Origin of the sequence: Halomonas sp. M4R1S46, from assembly GCF_025725685.1 — a bacterium.
Lineage (GTDB): Bacteria > Pseudomonadota > Gammaproteobacteria > Pseudomonadales > Halomonadaceae > Halomonas.
This window is the reverse complement of the sequence record NZ_CP107008.1, coordinates 3200857-3219712: the sequence shown is the minus strand read 5'-3', so window position 1 is coordinate 3219712 and position 18856 is coordinate 3200857. Positions and strand designations below refer to the sequence as shown.

Here is an 18856-nt window from a genome sequence, read left to right as displayed (position 1 = left end):
CATGTCTAGACATCCGGGGATGGGGGCGTCGTCCCCGTGGGCCGGTGTCGGTCGAGCCAGCCGGCCAGCAGCCGATCCAGCGACAGGCGCCCTGGGCCGCGCAGCAGCAGGGTCAGCAGGCTGGCCGCCCAGAGGCCATGGGTGACCCAGGCATCGGGGTAGACGAAGGTCTGGATCACCAGCGTCATGGCCAGCAGCCCCGTGGCCGCCAGGCGGGTGGCCAGTCCGGCCCACAGCAGCAGCGACAGGCTGAGCTCGGCGATCGTGGCCAGGTAGGCCGCGAGCACCGGCGGCAGCAGTGGCAGGGCATACTCGTGCTCGAACAGGAAGAAGGTACTCGCGCTGATCGAGAATCCCTCGACCTTGGTCAGGGCCGAGAGGAAGAAGACGCTGCCCAGGACGAGGCGCATCAGCAGGGCCACCAGGTCGAAGGGAACCCGGTCCAGGGTCGGCTCCAGACGGTGGTAGTAGAGTGCCGGGATAAGCAGCAGGACCTTCATGGGGAGTCCTCCGCGGTGGTGATGGCCGGTGTGCCCAGCGCGCCCAGGCCGATCAGGGTGCCGAGGGCCTCGCCGGCGGCCGCCTCGCCCCCGCCCTCGGCCTCGGTGGTGGTCAGCAGCGCCTCACCCAGGAGACTGGCCCCGTCCAGGAGCCCGTAGAGGCGCCGGACGGGCGGCGAGACAGGCGTCAGGTTGGCCTGACCCTGCAGGCGCACCGCCAGCCAGGGCCAGTCGCCGGCCTCGCCGGGGGGAACGGGAACGTCGTCATCCTCGAGGCACCGCCAGAGCGCGGCCACATCGTGGCGGCAGCTCACCAGGCGGGTCGCGGGCCGTGGCGCCAGGATCAGTCCCTCCGGGTCCGGATGACCGGCCAGGTCCTCGGCGGTGACGGGGGCCACCTCACGGGCATGGCTGACGTCCAGCCGGGCCCGTTCGAGGCGGCAGATGTCGCCGACATAGCGGTAGTCGGCCAATGGCGGCAGGCGCTCCAGGAAGTCGGCGAAGCCCCGGCCGTAGTGCATCAGTCGCGGGTCGGTCGGGGGATGGTCGCGGGCATAGTCGCCGGCCGCGGCGGCGAAGTAGCGCACGCCGAGCAGGGTCCGGGTATGCGGGAAGGCCGTGGCCAGGGCCTCGATCAGGCTCTGGCGGATGTTGTTGCGGTAGACATCGACGCCATCGGCTCGGCCGAGCTCGGTGCCCGTCTCGCTCCCGGGCTGGCGCATGGCGGCGATGAAGCGCCGTTGCCATTCGGCGAGGGTCTCCATGGGGCTCTCCTGATCGTCTAATCGTCGACGGCCGCGCAGGCCGCGGCGTCTCGATAGGCCCGGGCCCGTTCGACCTCCTCGAGCCAGCGGGGCAGGCTCGGGACCCGGGTGTCCCACTCGATCAGGGTCGGGAGCCGAGGCACCCGCTGGCCGAGCCGGGCATACAGGGACCAGACCGCATCGCACACCGGACTGCCGTGATCATCGATGCGCAGCGGCGGGTCCACGGCCGTGTCGAGGCTGTGGCCGGCCAGGTGACACTCGCCGATGGCCTGCCACGGCAGGGCCGCCAGGTAGGCCTCGAGGTCGCGGCCGAGGTTGTGGGCGCTGATGTAGGCATTGTTGAGGTCGAGGAGCAGCCCGCAGCCGGTGCGGTCCACCAGCGCGGCGAGGAAGTCGGCCTCGTCGAGGGTGTTCATCTCCAGGCTCACGTAGAGGCTGGGGTTCTCGATCAGCAGGCGACGGCCCAGGGCCTGCTGCACGATGTCGACGTTGCGGGCGACCAGCGCCAGGCTTTCCTCGGTGAGCGGCAGCGGCAGCAGGTCGTTGTAGTAGTCGCCTTCCAGACGGCTCCAGGCCAGGTGCTCGGAGACCAGGGCGGGATCCAGTTCCTCCACCAGCCGGACGAGCCGCGCCAGGTGGGAGGCATCGGGGCGCTCGGCGCTGCCCAGCGACAGGCCCACGCCATGCACCGAGAGCGGATAGGCCTCGGCGATGGCGGCGAGCCGCTCGCGAACCGGCCCCCCGGCACCCATGTAGTTCTCGGCATGCAACTCCAGGAAGTCCACCGGCTGCGGGGAGGCCAGCAGCGCCTCGGCATGCTGGTGCTTGAGGCCGATGCCCACGGTGCCGGAAGCAAGGGGAAGTGGCATGGCGGTCTCCTCGACGGGGCCCGCCAACCGGCGGGCCGGCGGGCGGGTGAAGCCTCAGGGGCGGTCGATCTCGGTCAGGCTGCCGTTGCCGTGGGGCGTCTCGATGCTGGTGCAGGTGCCTTCCGGGACCAGCTTCCAGGCATTGCCCTGGTAGTCCACGGTGGAGGTGCCGGCGCAGGTGGTGCCCGGTCCCGCCTTGCAGTCGTTCTGGCCGGCGAGAGCCACGCCATAGCACTTCTCCATCGCTTCCGAGTCGCCGGCGGCCTGGGCGGCGGCCATGGTGCCGGCCTGGGCCAGGGCGGTGGTGAGGACGGCGGCCATCATGGTGGAACGCTTCATGGTCTTTCTCCTGTGGGTCATCATGGCGGTGGTGCCACCGCGCATCGAGGCGATGCGTCGATATGCCTTGATCAGTCGAGGCGGGTGACGAATGCTTACAGGTAAGGGCGAGAACGTATTCCGGGTGTGCCTGCCCGTGCCGCACTCCCTGCCCATGGAGCCGAAGATGAACCATCCCGACCTGAACATGGCGACCGTCACCGCACGGCTGATGGCGATGCGTGACGCCCTGCGCGAGGAAAGCGCCGACAGTCGCGATGCCCGCGAGACCGTGATGCTGGATCAGTCCTCGGTGGGGCGGTTGTCGCGCATGGATGCCCTCCAGGGCCAGGCGATGGCCAAGGCCGAGGAGGAGCGCCGTCAGCTGACCCTGACGCGCATCGCCTCGGCCCTGGCGCGGATCGAGCGGGGCGAGTACGGAGCATGCATCGCCTGTGGCGAGTGGATCGCGGCCCGGCGCCTGGAGGGAGATCCCGTGGTGTTGAAGTGTATCGATTGTGCCGAATAGTTTGGCGACATCGGCTGCTTTATCCTTCTATGCCAGGGTATCATCTGGATTTTCCCGTTTTCTGTCAGGAGATATATCGATGACCATTAAGCGCCATGACACCAAGGCCCGCATGAGCCGCGCCGTGATCCACAACGGCGTGGCCTACCTGTGCGGCCAGGTCGCCGGCCCCGAGGCCCGTCAGGGCGACATCACCGAGCAGACCGAGAGCATGCTGGCCCGGCTCGACGCCCTGCTCGAGGAGATCGGCTCGGATCGCGAGCACCTGCTCACCGCCACCCTCTACCTCAAGGAAGGCCACGACTTCGCGGCCATGAACGCCGTCTGGGATGCCTGGGTGCCGGAAGACCATGCCCCGGCACGCACCTGCGTCTGTGCGCCGATGCCCGCCGACGAGCTCCGGGTGGAGATCACCGTCACGGCCTTGGTAAAGGGCGGCTAGCTAGCCGGCCCCTTGGCAAGCCGGGGGATCAGATGAGGCTAGCCGCCGTCAGAGGCGTCAGCGACAGCGCCGCTGGTGCGACTATCCGCAGATCCGTGGCATGGGTGCAGAGGCTCAGGGTCCAGTCGTCGTCCTGCCATTGCCAGGCGCGGGGCCCCTGTTCGGCGGTCAGTGTCTCCAGGCGAGTGGCGAGCACCGCGGCCGGCGGCCGCTCGGCGAGACTCGCCAGCTTGAAGAGTGCCTCGTGGAGGGTCCAGGCCCGGTAGAAGGCCGCCGGCGGATCCTCGGCGGCGAGGATGGCCCGACGCACCTCGGGCTCGGGCAGTCGGGCGACCAGCGCCGCCAGGCGCCTGGCATGGCGGGTCCGGGCATGCTCCAGGTCGAGGCCGACGGGACAGTCGGCGAGCCCCGCCACGACCCGGTCGTCGCGATGGCTCAGGGCCGCGTGAAGGCCGGTCGGCAGGGCGGGGTGGCATGGCGGCCCCGAGCCCCGGGGCGACCAGCCGTGCACCGGGCAGTCCAGGCCGCGGCGCCGTGCCAGGCGGCTGAGCAGCTCGCGCCCTCGCCGCGAGGGCGCGTCGCGGTCCCGGCCGGGAGACACCCGCGCTATCACCAGGTGCAGCGTCGGCGCCTCGCGGGGACTCAGCACAGGCCGCCGTTCACGGCGAACACCTGGCGGGTGATGTAGCCCGCCTCGCCGGAGCACAGGAAGCTCACCAGGGCGGCGACCTCGTCGGGGCTGCCGGCCCGGCGCATGGGAATCTGGCCGAGGGTCGCCGCATCCAGCCGCTCCTCGGCCATGCCGGTGTCGATCAGCCCGGGCGCCACGCAGTTCACGGTGATCCCGCGGCTGGCCAGTTCCACGGCCAGGGCCTTGGCCGCGCCGATCAGGCCGGCCTTGGCGGCGCTGTAGTTGACCTGGCCACGGTTGCCCATCAGCCCCGAAACCGACGACATCACCACGATCCGGCCCGGGGCCCGGCGCCGCACCAGCGGCAGGACCAGCGGCTTGACCACGTTGTGGAAGCCGTCGAGGTGGGTGTGCAGAACGCTGTCCCAGGCCTCGTCGGTCATGGCCGCGAAGGTGGCGTCGGCGGCGATCCCGGCGTTGCACACCAGGCCGTAGTAGGCGCCGTGGGCCGCGACGTCGTCCTCCAGGACGCGGCGCGCGGTCTCGCGGTCGGCGACATCGAAGCACAGCAGGCGGGCCCGGCCGCCCGCCCGGCGCACCTGCGCCACCACGGCCTCGGCGTCGGCCGAGGGGCGGCGGGCGTGCACCACCACGTCGAAGCCGTCGCGAGCCAGGCGCAGGGCGATGGCGCGGCCGATGCCGCGGCTGGAGCCGGTAATCAGGATGCTGTCGTTCATGGTGCCTCGTCAGGGGCGGGGCGCGACCCGCGTCGATGGGGTTCGAAGACCTGCAGCCGCCCCTCGGCCAGCGGCTCCCCGGCCGGGTCCAGCACGCGGCCGTGGAACTCGGCGAGGCCATTGTCGGCGCGGAAGTCGAGGGCCACCTCGACCCTGACCCGGCACTCCAGGGCGAAGTGGCCGGCCGGGCAGGCATAGCGACGGCTGCCGACCAGAAAGCCGACCGCCGGGGCCTCGCCGCGGCGCGCCGCCTCGACGCCGGCCCAGGCCGCGACGGCCTGGGCCAGCCACTCGAGGCCCACCCAGCCGGGGATGCCCCGGGGCGTGGCGAAGGGATCGTCGGGCCCGGGGCAAGCCTCGGCGGCGAGGAAACCATCGTCCAGCGCCACCAGCCGCTCGAGCAGGCACATGCCCTGGCGGTGGGGCACGAAGGGCGCGATGGGGCAGGGCAAGTCGGGGAGGTCGGGCATGTCAGTCGTGGCGTCCCAGCAGCAGGGCGGCGTTGTTGCCGCCGAAGGCGAACGAATTGCTCAGGGCCAGGCGTGGCCCGGCGGCGCCGGCGCTGGTCACCAGCGGCAGCGCGGGCAGGTCGGCATCGTAGTGGCCGTCGTAGACGTGGCGCGGCAGGAAGCCGGCGTCGAGGGCCAGCCAGCAGAAGGCCGCCTCCAGGGCGCCGGCGGCGCCCAGGGTATGGCCGGTGAGGGCCTTGGTCGAGCTACAGGCCGGCGGGTGGGGGAACAGCGCGGCGATGGCCGCCGCCTCCATGCGGTCGTTATGCGGGGTCCCGGTGCCGTGGAGGTTGAGGTAGTCGACCTCCTCGGGGCGCCGCCCGGCCTGGGCCAGCGCCTCGCGCATGGCCGCCAGGGCGCCGCCACCGTCGGGCCGCGGCGCCGAGACATGGTAGGCGTCGGCGCTCTCCCCGCTGCCCTCGAGCTGGATGCCGCCCGTGGCGGCCTCGACCACGAACAGGGCCGCCGCCTCCCCCAGGTGGATGCCGTCGCGGTGGCGCGAGAAGGGCTCGCAGGGCCGGTCGCTGACGGCCTCGAGGCTGGCGAAGCCGTTGACGGTGAGCCGGCACAGGCTGTCGGCGCCTCCGGCGATCACCGCGTCGCACTCGCCGGCGAGCAGCAGCCGACGGGCACTGGCCAGGGCCCGGGCCCCGGAGCTGCAGGCGGTGGACAGGGCATAAGCCGGTCCGGCCAGGCCCAGCCGGTCGGCGACGAAGCGTGCCGGCGAGCCCAGCTCCTGCCGGGCATAGCGGAAGCTGTCGGGCAGCGGCCCCTTGCCCGCCCGGGCCAGGGCGGCCTCGGTTTCGGCGATGCCGGAGGTGCTGGTGCCGATCACCACCCCGATGCGGGCTGGGTCATGGGCGGCGAGCACTCGGCGCAGCGGCGCCTCGAGGCGCGCCAGGGCGGCGGCCAGCAGGCGGTTGTTGCGGCTGCGATGCTCCATGGGCCAGTCGTCCGTCGCCGGGAGCGGGTCCACGACGCGGCCCAGCGGCAGCGGCCGGCCCGGGGTGTAGGCGTCGTCGGTGGTCAGCCCCCGGCGCCCCTCGGCCAGCGCCACGCGGATCTCGGCGGGCTCGCTCCCCAGGCTGCAGACGATGGCCGGCGGCGACAGCCGACAGGGCTGCCGTGGCGGGCAGGGGCGTGGACTCATGGCGGGGTATCCTCCAGGGGGGCGATGGTCAGACGGTACTCACCCTGGCGGTCATCCAGCAAGACCCGTTCCGCGTCTCCCAGCCGGGGATCGGCCGGCCGGATCCGCGCGACGAGGGTGCCGTGATGGCGGATCTCGCGGCTGTCGTCGACCCGCTGCGCCGACCAGGGGGAGCCGGCGAAGGCCCGCTGCAGGGCCTCCAGGGGCCACAGGCACCATTCCAGGCGAGCGGCTAGCCAGTCGGCCGGGACCGGCAGCGGGGCCTGCCCGGGGACGGCCGCGTCGCCGCTCTCGTAACGGCTGCCGCGGGCGTCCCGCACCAGGGTGGCCAGGCGCTGGCCGTAGGGGGTGAGCAGCACGGCGCGCAGCCGGTCCGCCTCCAGGCTGATCACCGTGATCAGCGTCCGGGCCTGCTGCGGCTGGGCGTCGGGCGTCAGGGTCAGGCGCCGCTGGATGGGCCCCATGGCGGGCATCGCCGCGAACGCCGGCGAGGGCGGCGGGGAGGGTCGCAGCGCGGCGCAGCCGACCAGCAGCAGGGTCAGCAGCAGCGCCGGCAGCAGTCCCGACGGCGCCTTCACGGGGCTCCCCCGGCAGACGGTCGCCGGTGACCGCAGTGGCGTGCCAGGGCATCCAGGCGCCGCCGCGGTGCCCTGACGAAGGGGTTGTCGCGATCCCAGGCATAGCCGGCCAGCACCCCGCTGATCTGGCTGCGCAGCGAGTCGGGCTGGCGGGGATGGAAGATGATCGCCGGCAGGCGGCCGTCGTACCAGGCCTCGACGAAGGCCCGGAAGGTGGTGATGCCGCGGCGCAGCGGGGTCTCGAAGGCCTCCGCCCAGTCCACCGCCTCGCCGTCCAGCTGGCGGGCGACCAGGGGCGCGGCCATCAGCGCCGAGCGCAGGGCGATGGTGACGCCCGAGGAGAACACCGGGTCGAGGAACTCCCCGGCATTGCCGAGCACGGCGTAGCCGGGGCCATGGAGTCGGCTGGCCGCCGCGGCATAGCCCTGGAGCTCGCCCAGCGGGCGGCGACGCCGCGCGTCCTGGAGCAGGTCCCGCAGGCGGGGCTCGGCGTCCAGCAGTGCCTGCCAGCGCGCCTCGGGCGTGTCGCCGTGGCGGGCCAGGGCCGCGGGGGCGCCGACCACGCCCAGCGAGGCGCGGCCGGCGCTGAAGGGGATCAGCCAGTACCAGATGCCGGCCTCCCGGGGGTGGATCGCGATCAGGATCTTGTCGCGGTCGAAGGCCGGGTCGCGGATGCCATCGGTGAGGTGGGTGAACAGCGCCAGGCGCGGGGCCAGCCGGGGCGGGCGGGCGAGTCCCAGGGCGCGGGCGATGACCCGCCCCGGGCCGCTGGCATCGAGCAGGAAGCGGGCCGTCAGGACCCGGCCCCGGCCGTGCTCGTCGACCCGGGTGAGACGCGGCCGACGGCGGTCCGGGTGGACCGCGGTGACCGTCACGCCGAACTCGACCTCGGCGCCCTGCTCGGCGGCGGCGCGGATCAGTCGCCGGTCGAAGTCGGCGCGTTCGACCTGGTAGGTGTGGCGCCAGCCGGGGCCCTGCCGGTCGCGGAAGTCGACGGTGGCCTCCCGTCCCCGCCAGGTGAAAGCGGCACCGTCCTTGGTCTGGTAGCCGCCGCGTTGGACGCTGTCGAGCAGGCCGGCCCGGGCGAGGTCCTCCATGCACGCCGGCAGCAGGCTCTCGCCCAGGCAGAAGCGCGGGAAATGGTCGCGCTCCAGCACCCGCACCCGGTAGCCTGCGCGGGCCAGCCAGGCGGCGGCCGCCGCCCCGGCGGGGCCGGCGCCGATGATCAGCACGTCCGCGTCGGTGTCAGGGTGTCTCGACATGGGCGGTCTCCATTGGCGAGGCCTCGGCCCCGGGGGCGGCCCAGCGTACCAGCCCCCACACCAGGGCCAGGCCGATCAGGCAGGACAGCCCCAGGTAGTGCAGGGCGGGGGTGGCGCTGAAGGCCAGCAGCCCGAAGGCCAGCAGGCTGGTCAGGGTGGACAGGCTGATGGCCAGCCAGGTGGCCATCCGGCCCTCGGCCTCGGCGCCGAAGATGCCGGCGTCCAGGCCGATGCCCAGCACCAGCAGCAGGCCGAGCTGGCTGAACACGTTCAGCGGGATCCCGGCCAGGGCATAGACCCCGAGGACCCCCAGCACGCCCCCCAGCGGGGGCGTCAGTACCCGCCAGGTGTCTCCACGATAGCGCCAGGCGAGGCCCAGTGCGAGCAGTGCCAGGGCGCCGCCGAGCCAGCCGGCGATCTGGCCGCGCAGCTCGCCGAGCAGCCGGCCCAGGCGGGCGGCGCGGTCCACGTAGGTGACGCCCGGTCGGGCGTCGGCCAGGGCCCGCAGGCGGGCATCCAGCGTCTCGCCAGCGGCACCGGCGGGCAGGTCGGTCAGCAGGAGCAGGGCGGTCACGCCGTCGGCGGTCTCGCCGAGCCACAGGCGCCGCTGGTGACGTCCCGCCGGGGACGCCAGCCAGGCCTCGACGCCCAGCACCGGCACGGCCTCGAGTCGGGCGCGGGCCCTGTCCAGGGTCCGCGGCGGCAGGCCCGCCCGCGCCACCAGCTCGGCCAGCGGCTCGCCATAGAGCCGCCGCACCCGCTTGAGGTCGGCGGCCTGGCGAGCCGGCGAGGGCACGCTGTCGGCGAGGTTGTGGACGGCGAAGTCGGCGCCCTGGTCGCGCCAGCGGTCCAGGATCGCGCCGAGGCGCTCGAGGCGCTCGAGCAGGCGCGGCTCGTCGGCGGCGGTGACCAGCAGGTAGCGGCGGCCGGTGTCGCGGCCCAGCAGCCCCTGGAGGGCGCGCTCCTCGTCCAGCAGGTCGGCCGGCGAGGGGTTGAGCAGGGCCAGGCTGTCGTCGGTGTCGAGTCGCCAGGTGACCAGTCCGACGACCAGCAGCAGGCCGACCAGCGCCAGGCGCGGCGAGAGTCCGCCCCGGGGGCCGGTGCGGTGCCACCAGCCTTGCGCCAGGCGCGCGGTGGTAGGGGACGCGGCGAGGCGCAGGCGGGGTAGCCACAGCACCACGGTGAGCCAGGCGCCGGCCAGCCCCAGGGCGGCGAATACCGCCATCTGGCGCAGGCCCGGCATGGGTGTCAGGGCCTGCGCCAGGTAGGCCACCAGGCTGGAGGCCAGGCCGAGGCCCAGGGCCGGCAGAAGGGGCGACAGCCGGAAGTCCCGGCCCTGGACCGCGCGACGGCACTGCAGGTGCAGGGCGTAGTCGATGGCGATGCCGATCAGGCTGGCGCCGAAGGCCAGGGTCAGCAGGTGCAGCCGTCCGAACAGCAACAGGGTCAGCGGCAGGGCCAGCAGCAGCCCCGTCGCCAGCGGCAGCAGCATCTGGGCGATGGCCCGCGGCGAGCGGAACACGGCCAACAGCACGCCGAGCAGGCCGGCCAGGGCACCCAGGCCGATGGTGGTGATCTCGCTGCGCGCCTGGCGGGCGCCGGCGGCGGCGTGGAAGACCAGCCCCGAGCGGCGCAGCCTCGCCTCGGGATGGTCGGCCCGGAAGGCCTCCAGGGCGGTGGTCAGCGAGCGCTGGGCGGCCAGGTCGTAGGGCGAGGCGGCGAGGTGACCGACCAGCAGGGCCTGGGGCCGGCCGCCGTCGCTCACCGCCAGCAGGCCGTCACGGGCCTGGACCGGGCTGGTGTCGCGGGCCGCCAGCCAGCGGTCCAGCAGGCCGAAGGGGTCGGCGACCGGGTCCGCGGGGGCGGCCGGGGAGAACAGCGCGCGAAGGGCCGGTGCCACCAGGGCCTGGCCACCGTCGGCGTCGATCGCCCGGCGCACCTCCGTGGTGAGCAGGCGGTAGCGGGCCGCGCCGAGGCGCTCGCCGGGGGCCCGGTCGGCCAGGTCGCTGGCCCGCCAGTCGAGGCGGGCGAGCAGTGGGCTCTCGCCGCCGGCGGCCTGCAGGGCTGCGGCCAGGTCCGCGGCCGCCTCCGACAGCGACGGCGCGTCGAGCAGCAGCACGAAGCGCTCGGCGAAGGCCTGGCCCAACTGATCGTCTGCCCGCTCGATCAGCGGCGTGCGGCGATCCTCCGGCAGCATCGCGGTGAGCCGAGTGTCGGCGGGCAGGCCGTCGCGCAGCAGCCACGCCAGCAGCAGGGCGCAGCCCAGCAGCAGACCCCCCCAGAGGGCGGCCAGCAGGCGCCATCGGGCGTCAGGGGGCGGCATCGCCGGCCTCCGCGGCTCGCTGGTCGAAGAGGCGTACCCGTAGCCGGTCGCCGTTGGCCGCGTCCAGCGCCAGCCGCTCCAGGTAGCGGCCGCCGTGCAGGCGGATCTCGTCGATGCGCTGGCGCAGGGCCGCCTGGCGCGGTCGCAGGGTGACCCGCCAGGCGTCGGCGTCGCCGCTCAGGGTCAGGGTGAAGCGTTCCTCGAGGGCCGGCCAGTGGCCCTGCAGCAGGTCGAGGAACAGGGCGGCGGCCTGGGCCTGGCGGCGGTCGTCCGCGCCCACCTCGGGCGGCGATGCGGCCGAGAACTCGAGGCGCTCCTCGACCGGCGTCTCGAGGGTCCACACCACCCGGACGTCGCGCTCGTAACGGAAGTGGCCGGTACTCTCCAACTGGCTGTCGAGGTCGGCCAGGTAACGGGTCTGGACGAAGCGGCCCTCCAGGCCGGGCGTGGCCTCGAGCCGGCGTTGCAGGTCCTCGAGCCCGAAGGCCAGGGCCGTGGCGGGCAGCAGGCACAGCAGCAGGGCGAGCAGGCGGGTCATGGGCGGTCTCCCTGAGGGGCCCCGGCGGGGCCAGGCGGTCATTCCGGGTAGAGGTGCCGGGCGAGGCGGGGCAGGCGCCGGCACAGCCGGCGCAGCTCCGCCTCCAGGGCCCGGTCCTCGCTGAGAAAGGGTACCAGGCGTCGCAAGCGCTCCTGCCAGGCGGCCAGGGCCGGGGGCGGCGCGCAGGCGTCCCGTTCGCGGCGCAGGTCCAGGGCCTGGCCCGCGGCGTGCATCACCCCGGCGACGACCTGTTCGGTCAGGGTGATCACGCGCAGGGCGTCGCGGGCGGCGATGGTGCCCATGCTGACCTTGTCCTGGTTATGGCACTCCGTGGAGCGCGAGAACACGCTGGCCGGCATGGTCAGCTTGAGGGCCTCCGCCGTCCAGGCCGAGACGCCGATCTGCAGCGCCTTGTAGCCATGGTTGAGGGCCAGCCGGTCGGCGGTGGCGCCGCTGAGGTTGGCGGGTAGCCCATGGTTGTAGCGGGGGTCCACGAGCAGCGCGAGCTGGCGGTCGAGCAGGTCGGCCAGGTTGGCCACCAGGGGCTTCAGGGCATCCATGGCGAAGGCCACGTGGCCGCCGTAGAAGTGGCCGCCATGCAGCACCTTGCCGGCCTCGGCGTCGATCAGCGGGTTGTCGTTGGCGCTGTTGAGCTCGCGCTCGAGCTGGTCGTGCAGCCAGGGCAGGGCATCCTCGAGCACGCCGATGACATGGGGGGCACAGCGCGTCGAGTAGCGGTCCTGGAGGCGCGAGGGGTTGCGCGGGGTGACACCGGCGGCGGTCCCGTGGCTCAGGTCGTCGCGCAGGCGCGCGGCGATGCGCTGCTGGCCCGGGTGCGGCTTGGCCGCGAAGAGGTCGGCATCGAAATGGTAGGGGTTGCCGTCGAGGGCCCAGACGCTCATGGCGGTGATGCGGCTGGCCAGGCGCGACAGCCGTTCGGCGCGGCCCCAGGCCAGGGCGGCCAGGGCGGTCATCACCGCGGTGCCGTTCATCAGCGCAAGACCTTCCTTGGGCCGCAGCCGGTAGGGGGCCAGACCCCGCTCGGCGAAGGCGTCGGCGGTGGCCCGACGGCGGCCTCCATCGAACACCTCGCGCTCGCCGCAGAGCACCGCGGCGAGGTAGGACAGCGGGGTGAGGTCGCCGCTGGCGCCCACCGAGCCCTCGGCGGGAATCACCGGGATCACGTCGTGCTCGAGCAGCCAGGCCAGCCGCTCGAGCAGCGCCAGGCTGACCCCCGAGACCCCGCGGCACAGGGACACCAGGCGCACCAGCACCACGGCCCGGGCGGCCTCCACCTCGAGCACCTCGCCCAGACCGCAGCCGTGGAAGGTGTAGAGGTGGCGGGGCAGCTCCTCGTGCAGTTCGGCGGGAACGGCCCGGGTGCAGGCGTCACCGAAGCCGGTGGTGACGCCGTAGATCACCCCGTCCTCCGCCAGCAGCCGGTCGAGGAAGGCGGGGCCGGCGGCGATGCGCTCCCGGAAGGCCGGGGCATCGGAGAGCCGGACCCGGCACCGGCGGTGGGCCACGGCCTCGACGGCCGCGAGCTCGACGTCACGGCCGTCGAGGACCAGGGGCGGAAGGGTTGCATCAGTCATGGGCGTGCCAGAAGGGGAAGAAGTTGAACCATTGCAGGGGATGCTGCCGGCACTGGGCGGCGAGCCAGTCGACATAGCGTTGCATGGCCTGTGGGTACCAGGCCTCGCGCGCTCGGCGGTCGAGCCGCGTGGTGTCGTCGAAGGCGCTGAAGGCGATCCGGTAGGCGGGCCCCTCGCGCAGGCAGCTCAGGGTGTAGACCGGGCAGCGCAGCAGGGCCGCCAGCCGGAACGGGCCCTCCGGGAAGGGGGCCGGCCGGCCCAGGAAGGGCAGGCGACGGGTGCGGCCCCGCTCGGCGAGGGGGATGCGGTCGGCGGCGATGACCACGAAGCCGCCGGCCTGGATGCGCGCCGCCAGCTGCATGGCGGTGGCCGGCGAGATATCGCTGACCTCGACGATGTCCGGGCCTTGCCGGCCCGTGGAGCGGGCCAGCAGGCGGTTGAACTTGCGCGAGTTGCGGGTATGCATCAACTGGGTCACATGGAAGTCCGGTCGGCGCTGGCCCAGGGCGCTGCAGATCTCCAGGTTGCCCAGGTGGGAGACCAGGATCAGCCCGCCCCGGCCGCCGCGGATGGCGGTGTCCAGTCGCGCCTGGTCCTCGGGCGCGATGCACACCGCCGGCGGCAGGCCGCTCCAGGCGTCGACCTTGTCCATCAGCGCCTGGCCGAAGGCCATGAAGTGGCGCAGGCCCAGCAGGCGCGGATGGCGGGGCGGGTGCCCGGCGTGCCCCGGCCAGATGCGGGCCAGGTACTCCCGGGAGGCGCGGCGCGGCAGCGGGTGGCTGAGGTAGTAGTAGAGCACCACCGGGCCCAGCACCAGGCGGAACGGCAGCCGGCCCAGGTGGCGGCGGATCCAGACCATGGCATGCATCCCGGCCAGGGTGCCGCGCTCCTGGATGTGTGCCCAGTGGGTGGTCGTCATGGCGGCGGCCCTCCCGCGCGCCGGCCCCCGACCAGGCGCGGCAGCCGGCGCAGCATGCCGAGCAGCAGGCGCGCATGCATGCCGGCCAGCAGCAGGTTGTCCCGCCACAGCGCATAGTGGGACACGCCGTCCAGCGGGTAGTGCACGCGGACCGGCAGGTTGGCCACCGGCCCGCCGGCCCACAGCCAGCGCACCGGCAGCTCGGTATCGAACTGCATGCGGTCGCCGCAGTCGTGGCGGGCCACCAGTCGGTTGGTGGCCGCCACCGGGAACAGCTTCACCCCGCACATGGTGTCGCGCAGTGACAGCGACAGGGTGCTGAGCCAGACCAGCACATGGGTGGCGTAGCGGCAGTAGAAGCGGTGGCGGGGCACGCTGTCGTCGAAACGAGGATAGCCGAGGCGCAGCTCGCCGGGGGCCTCGGCCAGGCCCGCGAGGAAGGGCGGCAGGTCCTCGGGGGCATGCTGTCCATCGGCGTCCACCTGCAGGGCATGGGTGAAGCCCCGGCGTTGGGCCTCGCACAGCCCGGCCTTGACCGCGGCGCCCTTGCCGCGGTTCTGCGGCAGGCGCAGCAGGAGGGTGTCCGGCTCCCCGGCCAGGCGATCGAGTTCGGCCGCACAGTCCGCGTCGCTGCCGTCGTCCACCAGCAGCAGCGGGACGCCCAGCGGGCGCACGCCGGCACAGGTGGCGCCGATGGCCGCGCCATGGTTGTACACGGGGATCAGCACACAGGGGCGAATCGCCTGCTCAGCCGCCATGACCGACCTCCCCCTGGGCGAGCCGCACCCGGCCGCGGGCATGGCAGCCGCGCCGGCCGGTCAGCGTGAAGGCCAGGCGCAGTCCCTCGGGGGTGGCGTCGAGGGCCAGCTCGAGGGTGGCCCGTTCCCCGGGCAGCAGCGGCTGGGGGAAGCGCAGCCGGGCCAGGTCGCGGAAGTCGCCGGCCAGGGCCAGGTGCTCCTCGGCCATGGCCACCGCCCACTGCACCAGCACCACGCCCGGCACCACCGGCTGGTCGGGGAAGTGACCGGCCAGATAGCACAGCCGCTCGGGCACCTCCAGGGTCACCCGGCAGCGCCCCGGACCCTCCGCCTCGACGCCGAGCCAGCGGGGGCGGCGCGGGTCGTCGAGGTCGCGGAACAGGCGGGCCACTTCGGCCGAGCCCAGCTTGCTCTGGGCATTGGTGGGCCAGGTCGCGACGAAGCGCCAGTGGCGGGGCATCAGCGAGGCGGGATAGGCGGCGGCCAGATCGTCGCGCAGCGCGGCCACCCGGGCGCGCCGCGCGTCGCGACACCAGGGCAGCGCCGAGGGGGCGAGCTGGAGCACGGCCCCCAGGCGATGGGGTCGCCCCGGCAGCGGCAGGGCATGGACCCGCAGGACGTCCGGGTGGCGGGCGAGGCGACGCTCCATGCCGGTGAGCGAGAGCCGCTTGCCGCCCACCTTGACGATGCGGTCGGCCCGCCCCAGCAGGCGGAAGCCCGCCGGCCCGGACGCGATGCGATCCGCCTGGGGCTGCCAGCCGTCGGTCTCGAGAAAGGGGGAGCGCAACCACAGGCCGCCCTGATCATCGGCGCGCACCTCGACGCCGGGCAGGGGCGTCCAGGTCTCGCCGCGATGCTGGTCGCGCCAGGCGATGCCGCCGGTCTCGGAACTGCCGTAGACCTCCTCGACCGGCGCGCAGAGCACCCGGCGGGCGTGGGCGCTGGCCGCGGCGGACAGGGGCGCGCCCGAGGAGTGGACCCGGGCCAGCCGGCCGGCCGCGGCCGGCGGGAGGGCCGTCTCGGGCAGGCGCTCCAGGGGCGGCGGCGCGCTGACCAGCACCGCGCCCGGCGGGGCCCCCGGCGCGTCGGCCAGGCGGCCCAGCCAGGCGCCGAGTGTCTCGGGGGTCCGGCAGGCGGCGCTGGCCAGGGGCGCGCCCTCGCAGAGCGGGCGCAGGATGCCGAACAGCAGGCCGTAGATGTGCTGGTGGCTGACCTGGCTGATCACCAGGCGCCCCTCGAGGGGCCACAGCCGGGCATGGGCCGCCAGCTCGGCGTCGAGCTGGGCGAAGGTCTTGTCGATGCGCCGTGATTCGCCGGTCGACCCCGAGGTGTAGAGCGACAGGGCCCGCCGCGTCGGGTCCACCGATCCCCAGCGGGGCGGGGACGGCGCGGGGTCGGCGACGAGGCCACCGGGGATGTCGCCGAGGGCGGCGCGGCACCGGGAGGAGAGGGTCTGGAGGGTCTCGGGGCGGTCGTCGGCGGGCAGCACGGCGCTGTCGCCGCGCGCCCACAGGGCGATCAGCGCGGCCGCGAAGTCCTGGGGGCTCCGGCAATGCAGCAGCCACTGCTGGCCGGGGGCGGCCAGGCTGTCCAGCCGACGCTGCCAGGCCCCGATGCGACCGTGCAGCTCGGCCCAGGCGATGGGGCGGCCGGCAGCGGCGTCCCAGGCGGCCATCCGCGACGGGGCGACATGGCGCCAGGGCTGGCTCGTCAAGGGGGCGTCACTGAGGGGCCGAGCGGGGTTAGGCACGATGGCGTTTCCTGACACGTTGGCGGGTGCACCACTCGGCGGCGAACAGCGCGATGCCGAGGGCGTAGGCGATGGCTCCATTGTACAGGGTCCAGAGGGCGAGGTCGGCGGCCAGCGCCGTCCACAGCGCCAGGCCGCCGTTGACCAGGAAGAAGCCACACCATATCCCCGTCACGCGCCGGGTATAGCGGACCCCGGCGGCGGAGAGGTGGGGCTCCTGGCGACGGGCGAGACGCTCGACCACGCAGGGGGGCGGCGCAGCGAGGTGGCGAACACCCCCAGCAGCACGGCGTTCACCGCCACCGGCCAGGCCCTGACGCCGAGTTCCGCCCGGCCCAGGGCGATCACCGCCAGGATGGCGAGGCAGAGGGCCAGCGCCCAGCGGCGATGGGCGGCGGGCAGTCGCCAGGCGGCCAGCAGGGCGACCAGCCCCAGCAGGGGGGCGGCTCCCAGGCGGGGCAGCAGGACGAGTACCAGCAACGGCCAGGCCAGCAGGCCGGCGACGGCCAGGGGCGTGGCGAAGGACGGGAGGCGCGAGCGGGACATCGCCGGGAAGGACCGCCGGCCTCAGTTGTCGCGCCGTGCCTCGACCAGGGCGGCCAGGCTTCGCAGGCTGGCGAAGTGGCGGCGGGCCTCCTCGCTCTCGGCCTCGAGCTGGATGCCATAGGTCTTCTGCAGCGCCAGGCCCAGCTCGAGGGCGTCGATGGAGTCCAGGCCCAGGCCCTCGACGAACAGGGGCTCGTCGGGGGCGATATCCTCCGGAGTGGTGTCCTCGAGCTCCAGGGTCTCGATGATCAGCTGCTTGAGTTCGTGTTCCAGTGCGGTCGACATGGGCGGCTCCTTCGTCCGGGAATGGGGGAGGGCGAGACGGGTCAGGGGGCCAGCCGCCAGCTCAGGCGGCGGCCGGGGCAGCACAGCGGGGCCTCGCCCAGCAGCCAGCGGATGACGTCCGTGGGCTGCGGGGCGCGGCAGGGCGCGGCGGCAGTCAGGGGCTCGGGGGTGATGACGCGGCCCGTGGCGGTGCCCAGCCGCATGGCCACCGCGGCCAGCTCGACCTCGGCGGTGCCCGCCCCGCGGAAGCGCTCCGGCACGGGGACGTCGCTGAAGACCACGACGACCGAGCGCTCGCCGGCGGCCAGGTAGCCGCGGGCCTCGCTGAACAGGGCGGCCAGTTCGGCTCCCGAGGCCGCCAGGGCCTGCTGGGGGCGCCGATTGCCCGAGGCGATCGAGTGGACGCCGAGGATGGCATTGTGCACCGAGAGGCCGAAGCGGGTGGGCGAGACCGGCTGGCCGTCGGTGAGCGCCTCGAGCATCTGCAGGGTCCGCTCCCCGTCACCATGGCGCGAGGCATGCACCAGCACCCGGCTGGCCTCCGGGTCCAGCGCGTCGAGCATGTCGCTGACCGCGCGGCCGGGAAGGTTCAGGCGGCGACGCAGCATTGCCGGCACGGCCTTGCCGGCCGGGTGCGCCTCACCCGACAGGCGGGGCTCGTCCGGGCGGGCCTGGCCGGGCCACCAGGCGCGCCACTCCTCCAGAGTCAAAGGCGGTGGGGTCATCGCGGCTCCCTGTCTTGTTCGGCCCGTCTGGGCCGGGAGGTCCTCGTCTACTGTGACCGCCGCAGGGGCCGGATGACTCCGCCCGCGATGCGAGCGGAGGCCCGAGACGCCGGTCTCACTCCCCGCTGCCGGCGGGGAAGCGGGTCGGCTTCAGGCTGTCCTTGATCTTCTTCAGGTGGGGCAGGAAGTCCTCGCCGCGGCGCAGCGTCACGCCGGTGGCCAGGACATCGATCAGCGCCAGCTGGATCATCCGCGAGGTCATCGGCATATAGTGTTCGGTGTCCTCCGGGGCGGTCACCGCCAGGGTCTCGGTGCACTCGTCGGCGAGCGGCGAGTCGGGGGCGGTGATGCCGAGCACGACGGCGCCATTTTCCCGGGCCAGGCGGGCGATGTCCACCAGCTCGCGGGTGCGGCCGGTGTAGGACAGGATCACCACCACGTCGCCGGTGTGGCAGGCGGCGGCGACCATGCGCTGCATCAGCACGTCGATGTAGGCCGACACCGGGATATTGAAGCGGAAGAACTTGTGCAGGGCGTCCTGGGCCACGGCCCCGGAGGCACCCAGCCCGAAGAAGTGCAGCTGCTTGGCCTGGGTCAGGTAGTCGACGACCCGCTCGACCCGGGCGGGATCCACCTCGCGACTGGCGAGGTCGAGGGCGGCGATGGTGGCGCCGAAGATCTTGCCGGTATAGTCGCCGGCGGCGTCGCCGGGCTCCACCGCCTGGCTGACGTAGGGCGTGCCGCCGGCCAGGCTCTGAGCCAGCTTGATCTTGAAGTCCGGATAGCCCTTGGCATCGAAGCTGCGGCAGAAACGGTTCACGGTGGGCTCGCTGACCGAGGCGGCATGCGCCAGACTGGCGATGCTCATGCTGGTGGCGGTACCGGGGTCGGCGAGGATGACGTCGGCGACCTTGCGTTCGGAACGGTTGAGCTCATCGAGTCGGCGGCGGATGCGGTCCAGCAGATCGTGACTGACCATGAGCGAGTGTGTCTCCCTGACGGCGGGGCGCCTCGGGCGCCACCGGTTGAGCCTAGATAGATGTGGTGATTTAACTACATGATGGGGCGCATCCTAGCGCGACCCGAGGGGGTCAAGCCACAGTCGTCGGTAGAGGGCTTGGCATT

23 protein-coding genes are annotated in these 18856 nt (G+C 73.7%); 2 read left to right on the top strand and 21 right to left on the bottom strand.

Annotated features, from left to right (window positions below; translation table 11 throughout):
- Positions 1-5 precede the first annotated feature (5 nt).
- The 4 genes from OCT48_RS14970 to OCT48_RS14955 are packed head-to-tail and all read right to left on the bottom strand — an operon-like array spanning position 6 to position 2475.
- Entirely contained in the window at positions 6-500 is a 495-nt protein-coding gene (locus tag OCT48_RS14970) for a DoxX family protein (RefSeq protein ID WP_263589928.1), read from the bottom strand.
- Complete coding sequence (locus tag OCT48_RS14965) at positions 497-1264, bottom strand: DNA-binding domain-containing protein (protein WP_263589927.1); 768 nt, start codon at positions 1262-1264, stop codon at positions 497-499. Before OCT48_RS14965 ends, OCT48_RS14970 begins: the two co-directional genes overlap by 4 nt.
- 17 nt (positions 1265-1281) lie before the next feature.
- Positions 1282-2136 (bottom strand): DUF692 domain-containing protein, encoded by an 855-nt coding sequence (locus OCT48_RS14960; protein ID WP_263589926.1) that lies wholly within the window; start codon positions 2134-2136, stop codon positions 1282-1284.
- Positions 2137-2190: 54 nt separating this feature from the next.
- Positions 2191-2475 (bottom strand): DUF2282 domain-containing protein, encoded by a 285-nt coding sequence (locus tag OCT48_RS14955; protein WP_263589925.1) that lies wholly within the window; start codon positions 2473-2475, stop codon positions 2191-2193.
- A 91-nt stretch (positions 2476-2566) separates the two neighbouring features.
- Between OCT48_RS14955 and OCT48_RS14950 the strand changes: the two genes are divergently transcribed.
- Positions 2567-2983 (top strand): TraR/DksA family transcriptional regulator, encoded by a 417-nt coding sequence (locus tag OCT48_RS14950; RefSeq protein WP_263589924.1) that lies wholly within the window; start codon positions 2567-2569, stop codon positions 2981-2983.
- 79 nt (positions 2984-3062) lie between these two features.
- A complete protein-coding gene (locus OCT48_RS14945; RefSeq protein WP_263589923.1) occupies positions 3063-3425 on the top strand; it encodes a RidA family protein in 363 nt (120 codons plus the stop codon).
- 28 nt (positions 3426-3453) lie between these two features.
- On the opposite strand, the gene OCT48_RS14940 is transcribed toward OCT48_RS14945, so the two are convergent.
- The 17 genes from OCT48_RS14940 to OCT48_RS14860 form a co-directional block, all read right to left on the bottom strand.
- Positions 3454-4074: a 4'-phosphopantetheinyl transferase superfamily protein gene (locus OCT48_RS14940; RefSeq protein WP_263589922.1), complete on the bottom strand. Its 621-nt coding sequence runs from the start codon at positions 4072-4074 to the stop codon at positions 3454-3456.
- On the bottom strand, positions 4068-4793 hold the full coding sequence (fabG, locus tag OCT48_RS14935; protein ID WP_263589921.1) for a 3-oxoacyl-ACP reductase FabG: 726 nt from the start codon (positions 4791-4793) through the stop codon (positions 4068-4070). The genes OCT48_RS14940 and fabG overlap by 7 nt, the downstream gene beginning before the upstream one ends.
- On the bottom strand, positions 4790-5263 hold the full coding sequence (locus OCT48_RS14930) for a hypothetical protein (RefSeq protein ID WP_263589920.1): 474 nt from the start codon (positions 5261-5263) through the stop codon (positions 4790-4792). Before OCT48_RS14930 ends, fabG begins: the two co-directional genes overlap by 4 nt.
- A gap of 1 nt (position 5264) precedes the next feature.
- On the bottom strand, positions 5265-6452 hold the full coding sequence (locus OCT48_RS14925; RefSeq protein WP_263589919.1) for a beta-ketoacyl-ACP synthase: 1188 nt from the start codon (positions 6450-6452) through the stop codon (positions 5265-5267).
- Positions 6449-7030 carry a DUF3261 domain-containing protein gene (locus OCT48_RS14920; protein ID WP_263589918.1) on the bottom strand — a complete coding sequence of 194 codons (582 nt, stop codon included), beginning with the start codon at positions 7028-7030 and terminating at the stop codon, positions 6449-6451. The genes OCT48_RS14925 and OCT48_RS14920 overlap by 4 nt, the downstream gene beginning before the upstream one ends.
- Entirely contained in the window at positions 7027-8292 is a 1266-nt protein-coding gene (locus OCT48_RS14915; protein ID WP_263589917.1) for an NAD(P)/FAD-dependent oxidoreductase, read from the bottom strand. The genes OCT48_RS14920 and OCT48_RS14915 overlap by 4 nt, the downstream gene beginning before the upstream one ends.
- Positions 8276-10615 carry an MMPL family transporter gene (locus OCT48_RS14910; protein ID WP_263589916.1) on the bottom strand — a complete coding sequence of 780 codons (2340 nt, stop codon included), beginning with the start codon at positions 10613-10615 and terminating at the stop codon, positions 8276-8278. Before OCT48_RS14910 ends, OCT48_RS14915 begins: the two co-directional genes overlap by 17 nt.
- Positions 10602-11153, bottom strand: coding sequence for an outer membrane lipoprotein carrier protein LolA (locus tag OCT48_RS14905; RefSeq protein ID WP_263589915.1), 552 nt, complete (start codon positions 11151-11153; stop codon positions 10602-10604). Before OCT48_RS14905 ends, OCT48_RS14910 begins: the two co-directional genes overlap by 14 nt.
- Positions 11154-11191: 38 nt before the next feature.
- Positions 11192-12748, bottom strand: coding sequence for an HAL/PAL/TAL family ammonia-lyase (locus OCT48_RS14900; RefSeq protein WP_263589914.1), 1557 nt, complete (start codon positions 12746-12748; stop codon positions 11192-11194).
- Positions 12741-13667, bottom strand: coding sequence for a glycosyl transferase (locus OCT48_RS14895; protein ID WP_263589913.1), 927 nt, complete (start codon positions 13665-13667; stop codon positions 12741-12743). The genes OCT48_RS14900 and OCT48_RS14895 overlap by 8 nt, the downstream gene beginning before the upstream one ends.
- A complete protein-coding gene (locus tag OCT48_RS14890) occupies positions 13664-14425 on the bottom strand; it encodes a glycosyltransferase family 2 protein (protein ID WP_263589912.1) in 762 nt (253 codons plus the stop codon). The genes OCT48_RS14895 and OCT48_RS14890 overlap by 4 nt, the downstream gene beginning before the upstream one ends.
- On the bottom strand, positions 14415-16175 hold the full coding sequence (locus OCT48_RS14885; protein WP_263589911.1) for an AMP-binding protein: 1761 nt from the start codon (positions 16173-16175) through the stop codon (positions 14415-14417). The genes OCT48_RS14890 and OCT48_RS14885 overlap by 11 nt, the downstream gene beginning before the upstream one ends.
- The gene (locus OCT48_RS14880; protein WP_263589910.1) at positions 16168-16350 is read right to left on the bottom strand and encodes a hypothetical protein; all 183 of its coding nucleotides are present in this window, start codon (positions 16348-16350) and stop codon (positions 16168-16170) included. The genes OCT48_RS14885 and OCT48_RS14880 overlap by 8 nt, the downstream gene beginning before the upstream one ends.
- Positions 16347-16721 (bottom strand): hypothetical protein, encoded by a 375-nt coding sequence (locus OCT48_RS14875; RefSeq protein ID WP_263589909.1) that lies wholly within the window; start codon positions 16719-16721, stop codon positions 16347-16349. Before OCT48_RS14875 ends, OCT48_RS14880 begins: the two co-directional genes overlap by 4 nt.
- A 21-nt stretch (positions 16722-16742) precedes the next feature.
- The gene (locus tag OCT48_RS14870) at positions 16743-17006 is read right to left on the bottom strand and encodes a phosphopantetheine-binding protein (RefSeq protein WP_263589908.1); all 264 of its coding nucleotides are present in this window, start codon (positions 17004-17006) and stop codon (positions 16743-16745) included.
- Between the two features lie 41 nt (positions 17007-17047).
- Positions 17048-17731 (bottom strand): beta-ketoacyl synthase chain length factor, encoded by a 684-nt coding sequence (locus OCT48_RS14865; protein ID WP_263589907.1) that lies wholly within the window; start codon positions 17729-17731, stop codon positions 17048-17050.
- A 115-nt stretch (positions 17732-17846) separates the two neighbouring features.
- Entirely contained in the window at positions 17847-18710 is an 864-nt protein-coding gene (locus OCT48_RS14860) for a MurR/RpiR family transcriptional regulator (RefSeq protein WP_263589906.1), read from the bottom strand.
- Between the last annotated feature and the right edge of the window lie 146 nt (positions 18711-18856).

Coding starts and splice junctions, on each gene's coding strand:
- OCT48_RS14955 (WP_263589925.1), bottom strand. CDS start 2,475: ATGAAGCGTTCCACCATGATGGCCGCCGTCCTCACCACCGCCCTGGCC.
- OCT48_RS14915 (WP_263589917.1), bottom strand. CDS start 8,292: ATGTCGAGACACCCTGACACCGACGCGGACGTGCTGATCATCGGCGCC.
- OCT48_RS14890 (WP_263589912.1), bottom strand. CDS start 14,425: ATGGCGGCTGAGCAGGCGATTCGCCCCTGTGTGCTGATCCCCGTGTAC.
- OCT48_RS14930 (WP_263589920.1), bottom strand. CDS start 5,263: ATGCCCGACCTCCCCGACTTGCCCTGCCCCATCGCGCCCTTCGTGCCC.
- OCT48_RS14950 (WP_263589924.1), top strand. CDS start 2,567: ATGCTTACAGGTAAGGGCGAGAACGTATTCCGGGTGTGCCTGCCCGTG.
- OCT48_RS14960 (WP_263589926.1), bottom strand. CDS start 2,136: ATGCCACTTCCCCTTGCTTCCGGCACCGTGGGCATCGGCCTCAAGCAC.
- OCT48_RS14910 (WP_263589916.1), bottom strand. CDS start 10,615: ATGCCGCCCCCTGACGCCCGATGGCGCCTGCTGGCCGCCCTCTGGGGG.
- OCT48_RS14860 (WP_263589906.1), bottom strand. CDS start 18,710: ATGGTCAGTCACGATCTGCTGGACCGCATCCGCCGCCGACTCGATGAG.
- OCT48_RS14865 (WP_263589907.1), bottom strand. CDS start 17,731: ATGACCCCACCGCCTTTGACTCTGGAGGAGTGGCGCGCCTGGTGGCCC.
- OCT48_RS14945 (WP_263589923.1), top strand. CDS start 3,063: ATGACCATTAAGCGCCATGACACCAAGGCCCGCATGAGCCGCGCCGTG.
- OCT48_RS14900 (WP_263589914.1), bottom strand. CDS start 12,748: ATGACTGATGCAACCCTTCCGCCCCTGGTCCTCGACGGCCGTGACGTC.
- OCT48_RS14895 (WP_263589913.1), bottom strand. CDS start 13,667: ATGACGACCACCCACTGGGCACACATCCAGGAGCGCGGCACCCTGGCC.
- OCT48_RS14925 (WP_263589919.1), bottom strand. CDS start 6,452: ATGAGTCCACGCCCCTGCCCGCCACGGCAGCCCTGTCGGCTGTCGCCG.
- OCT48_RS14905 (WP_263589915.1), bottom strand. CDS start 11,153: ATGACCCGCCTGCTCGCCCTGCTGCTGTGCCTGCTGCCCGCCACGGCC.
- OCT48_RS14870 (WP_263589908.1), bottom strand. CDS start 17,006: ATGTCGACCGCACTGGAACACGAACTCAAGCAGCTGATCATCGAGACC.
- OCT48_RS14970 (WP_263589928.1), bottom strand. CDS start 500: ATGAAGGTCCTGCTGCTTATCCCGGCACTCTACTACCACCGTCTGGAG.
- OCT48_RS14875 (WP_263589909.1), bottom strand. CDS start 16,721: ATGTCCCGCTCGCGCCTCCCGTCCTTCGCCACGCCCCTGGCCGTCGCC.
- OCT48_RS14965 (WP_263589927.1), bottom strand. CDS start 1,264: ATGGAGACCCTCGCCGAATGGCAACGGCGCTTCATCGCCGCCATGCGC.
- fabG (WP_263589921.1), bottom strand. CDS start 4,793: ATGAACGACAGCATCCTGATTACCGGCTCCAGCCGCGGCATCGGCCGC.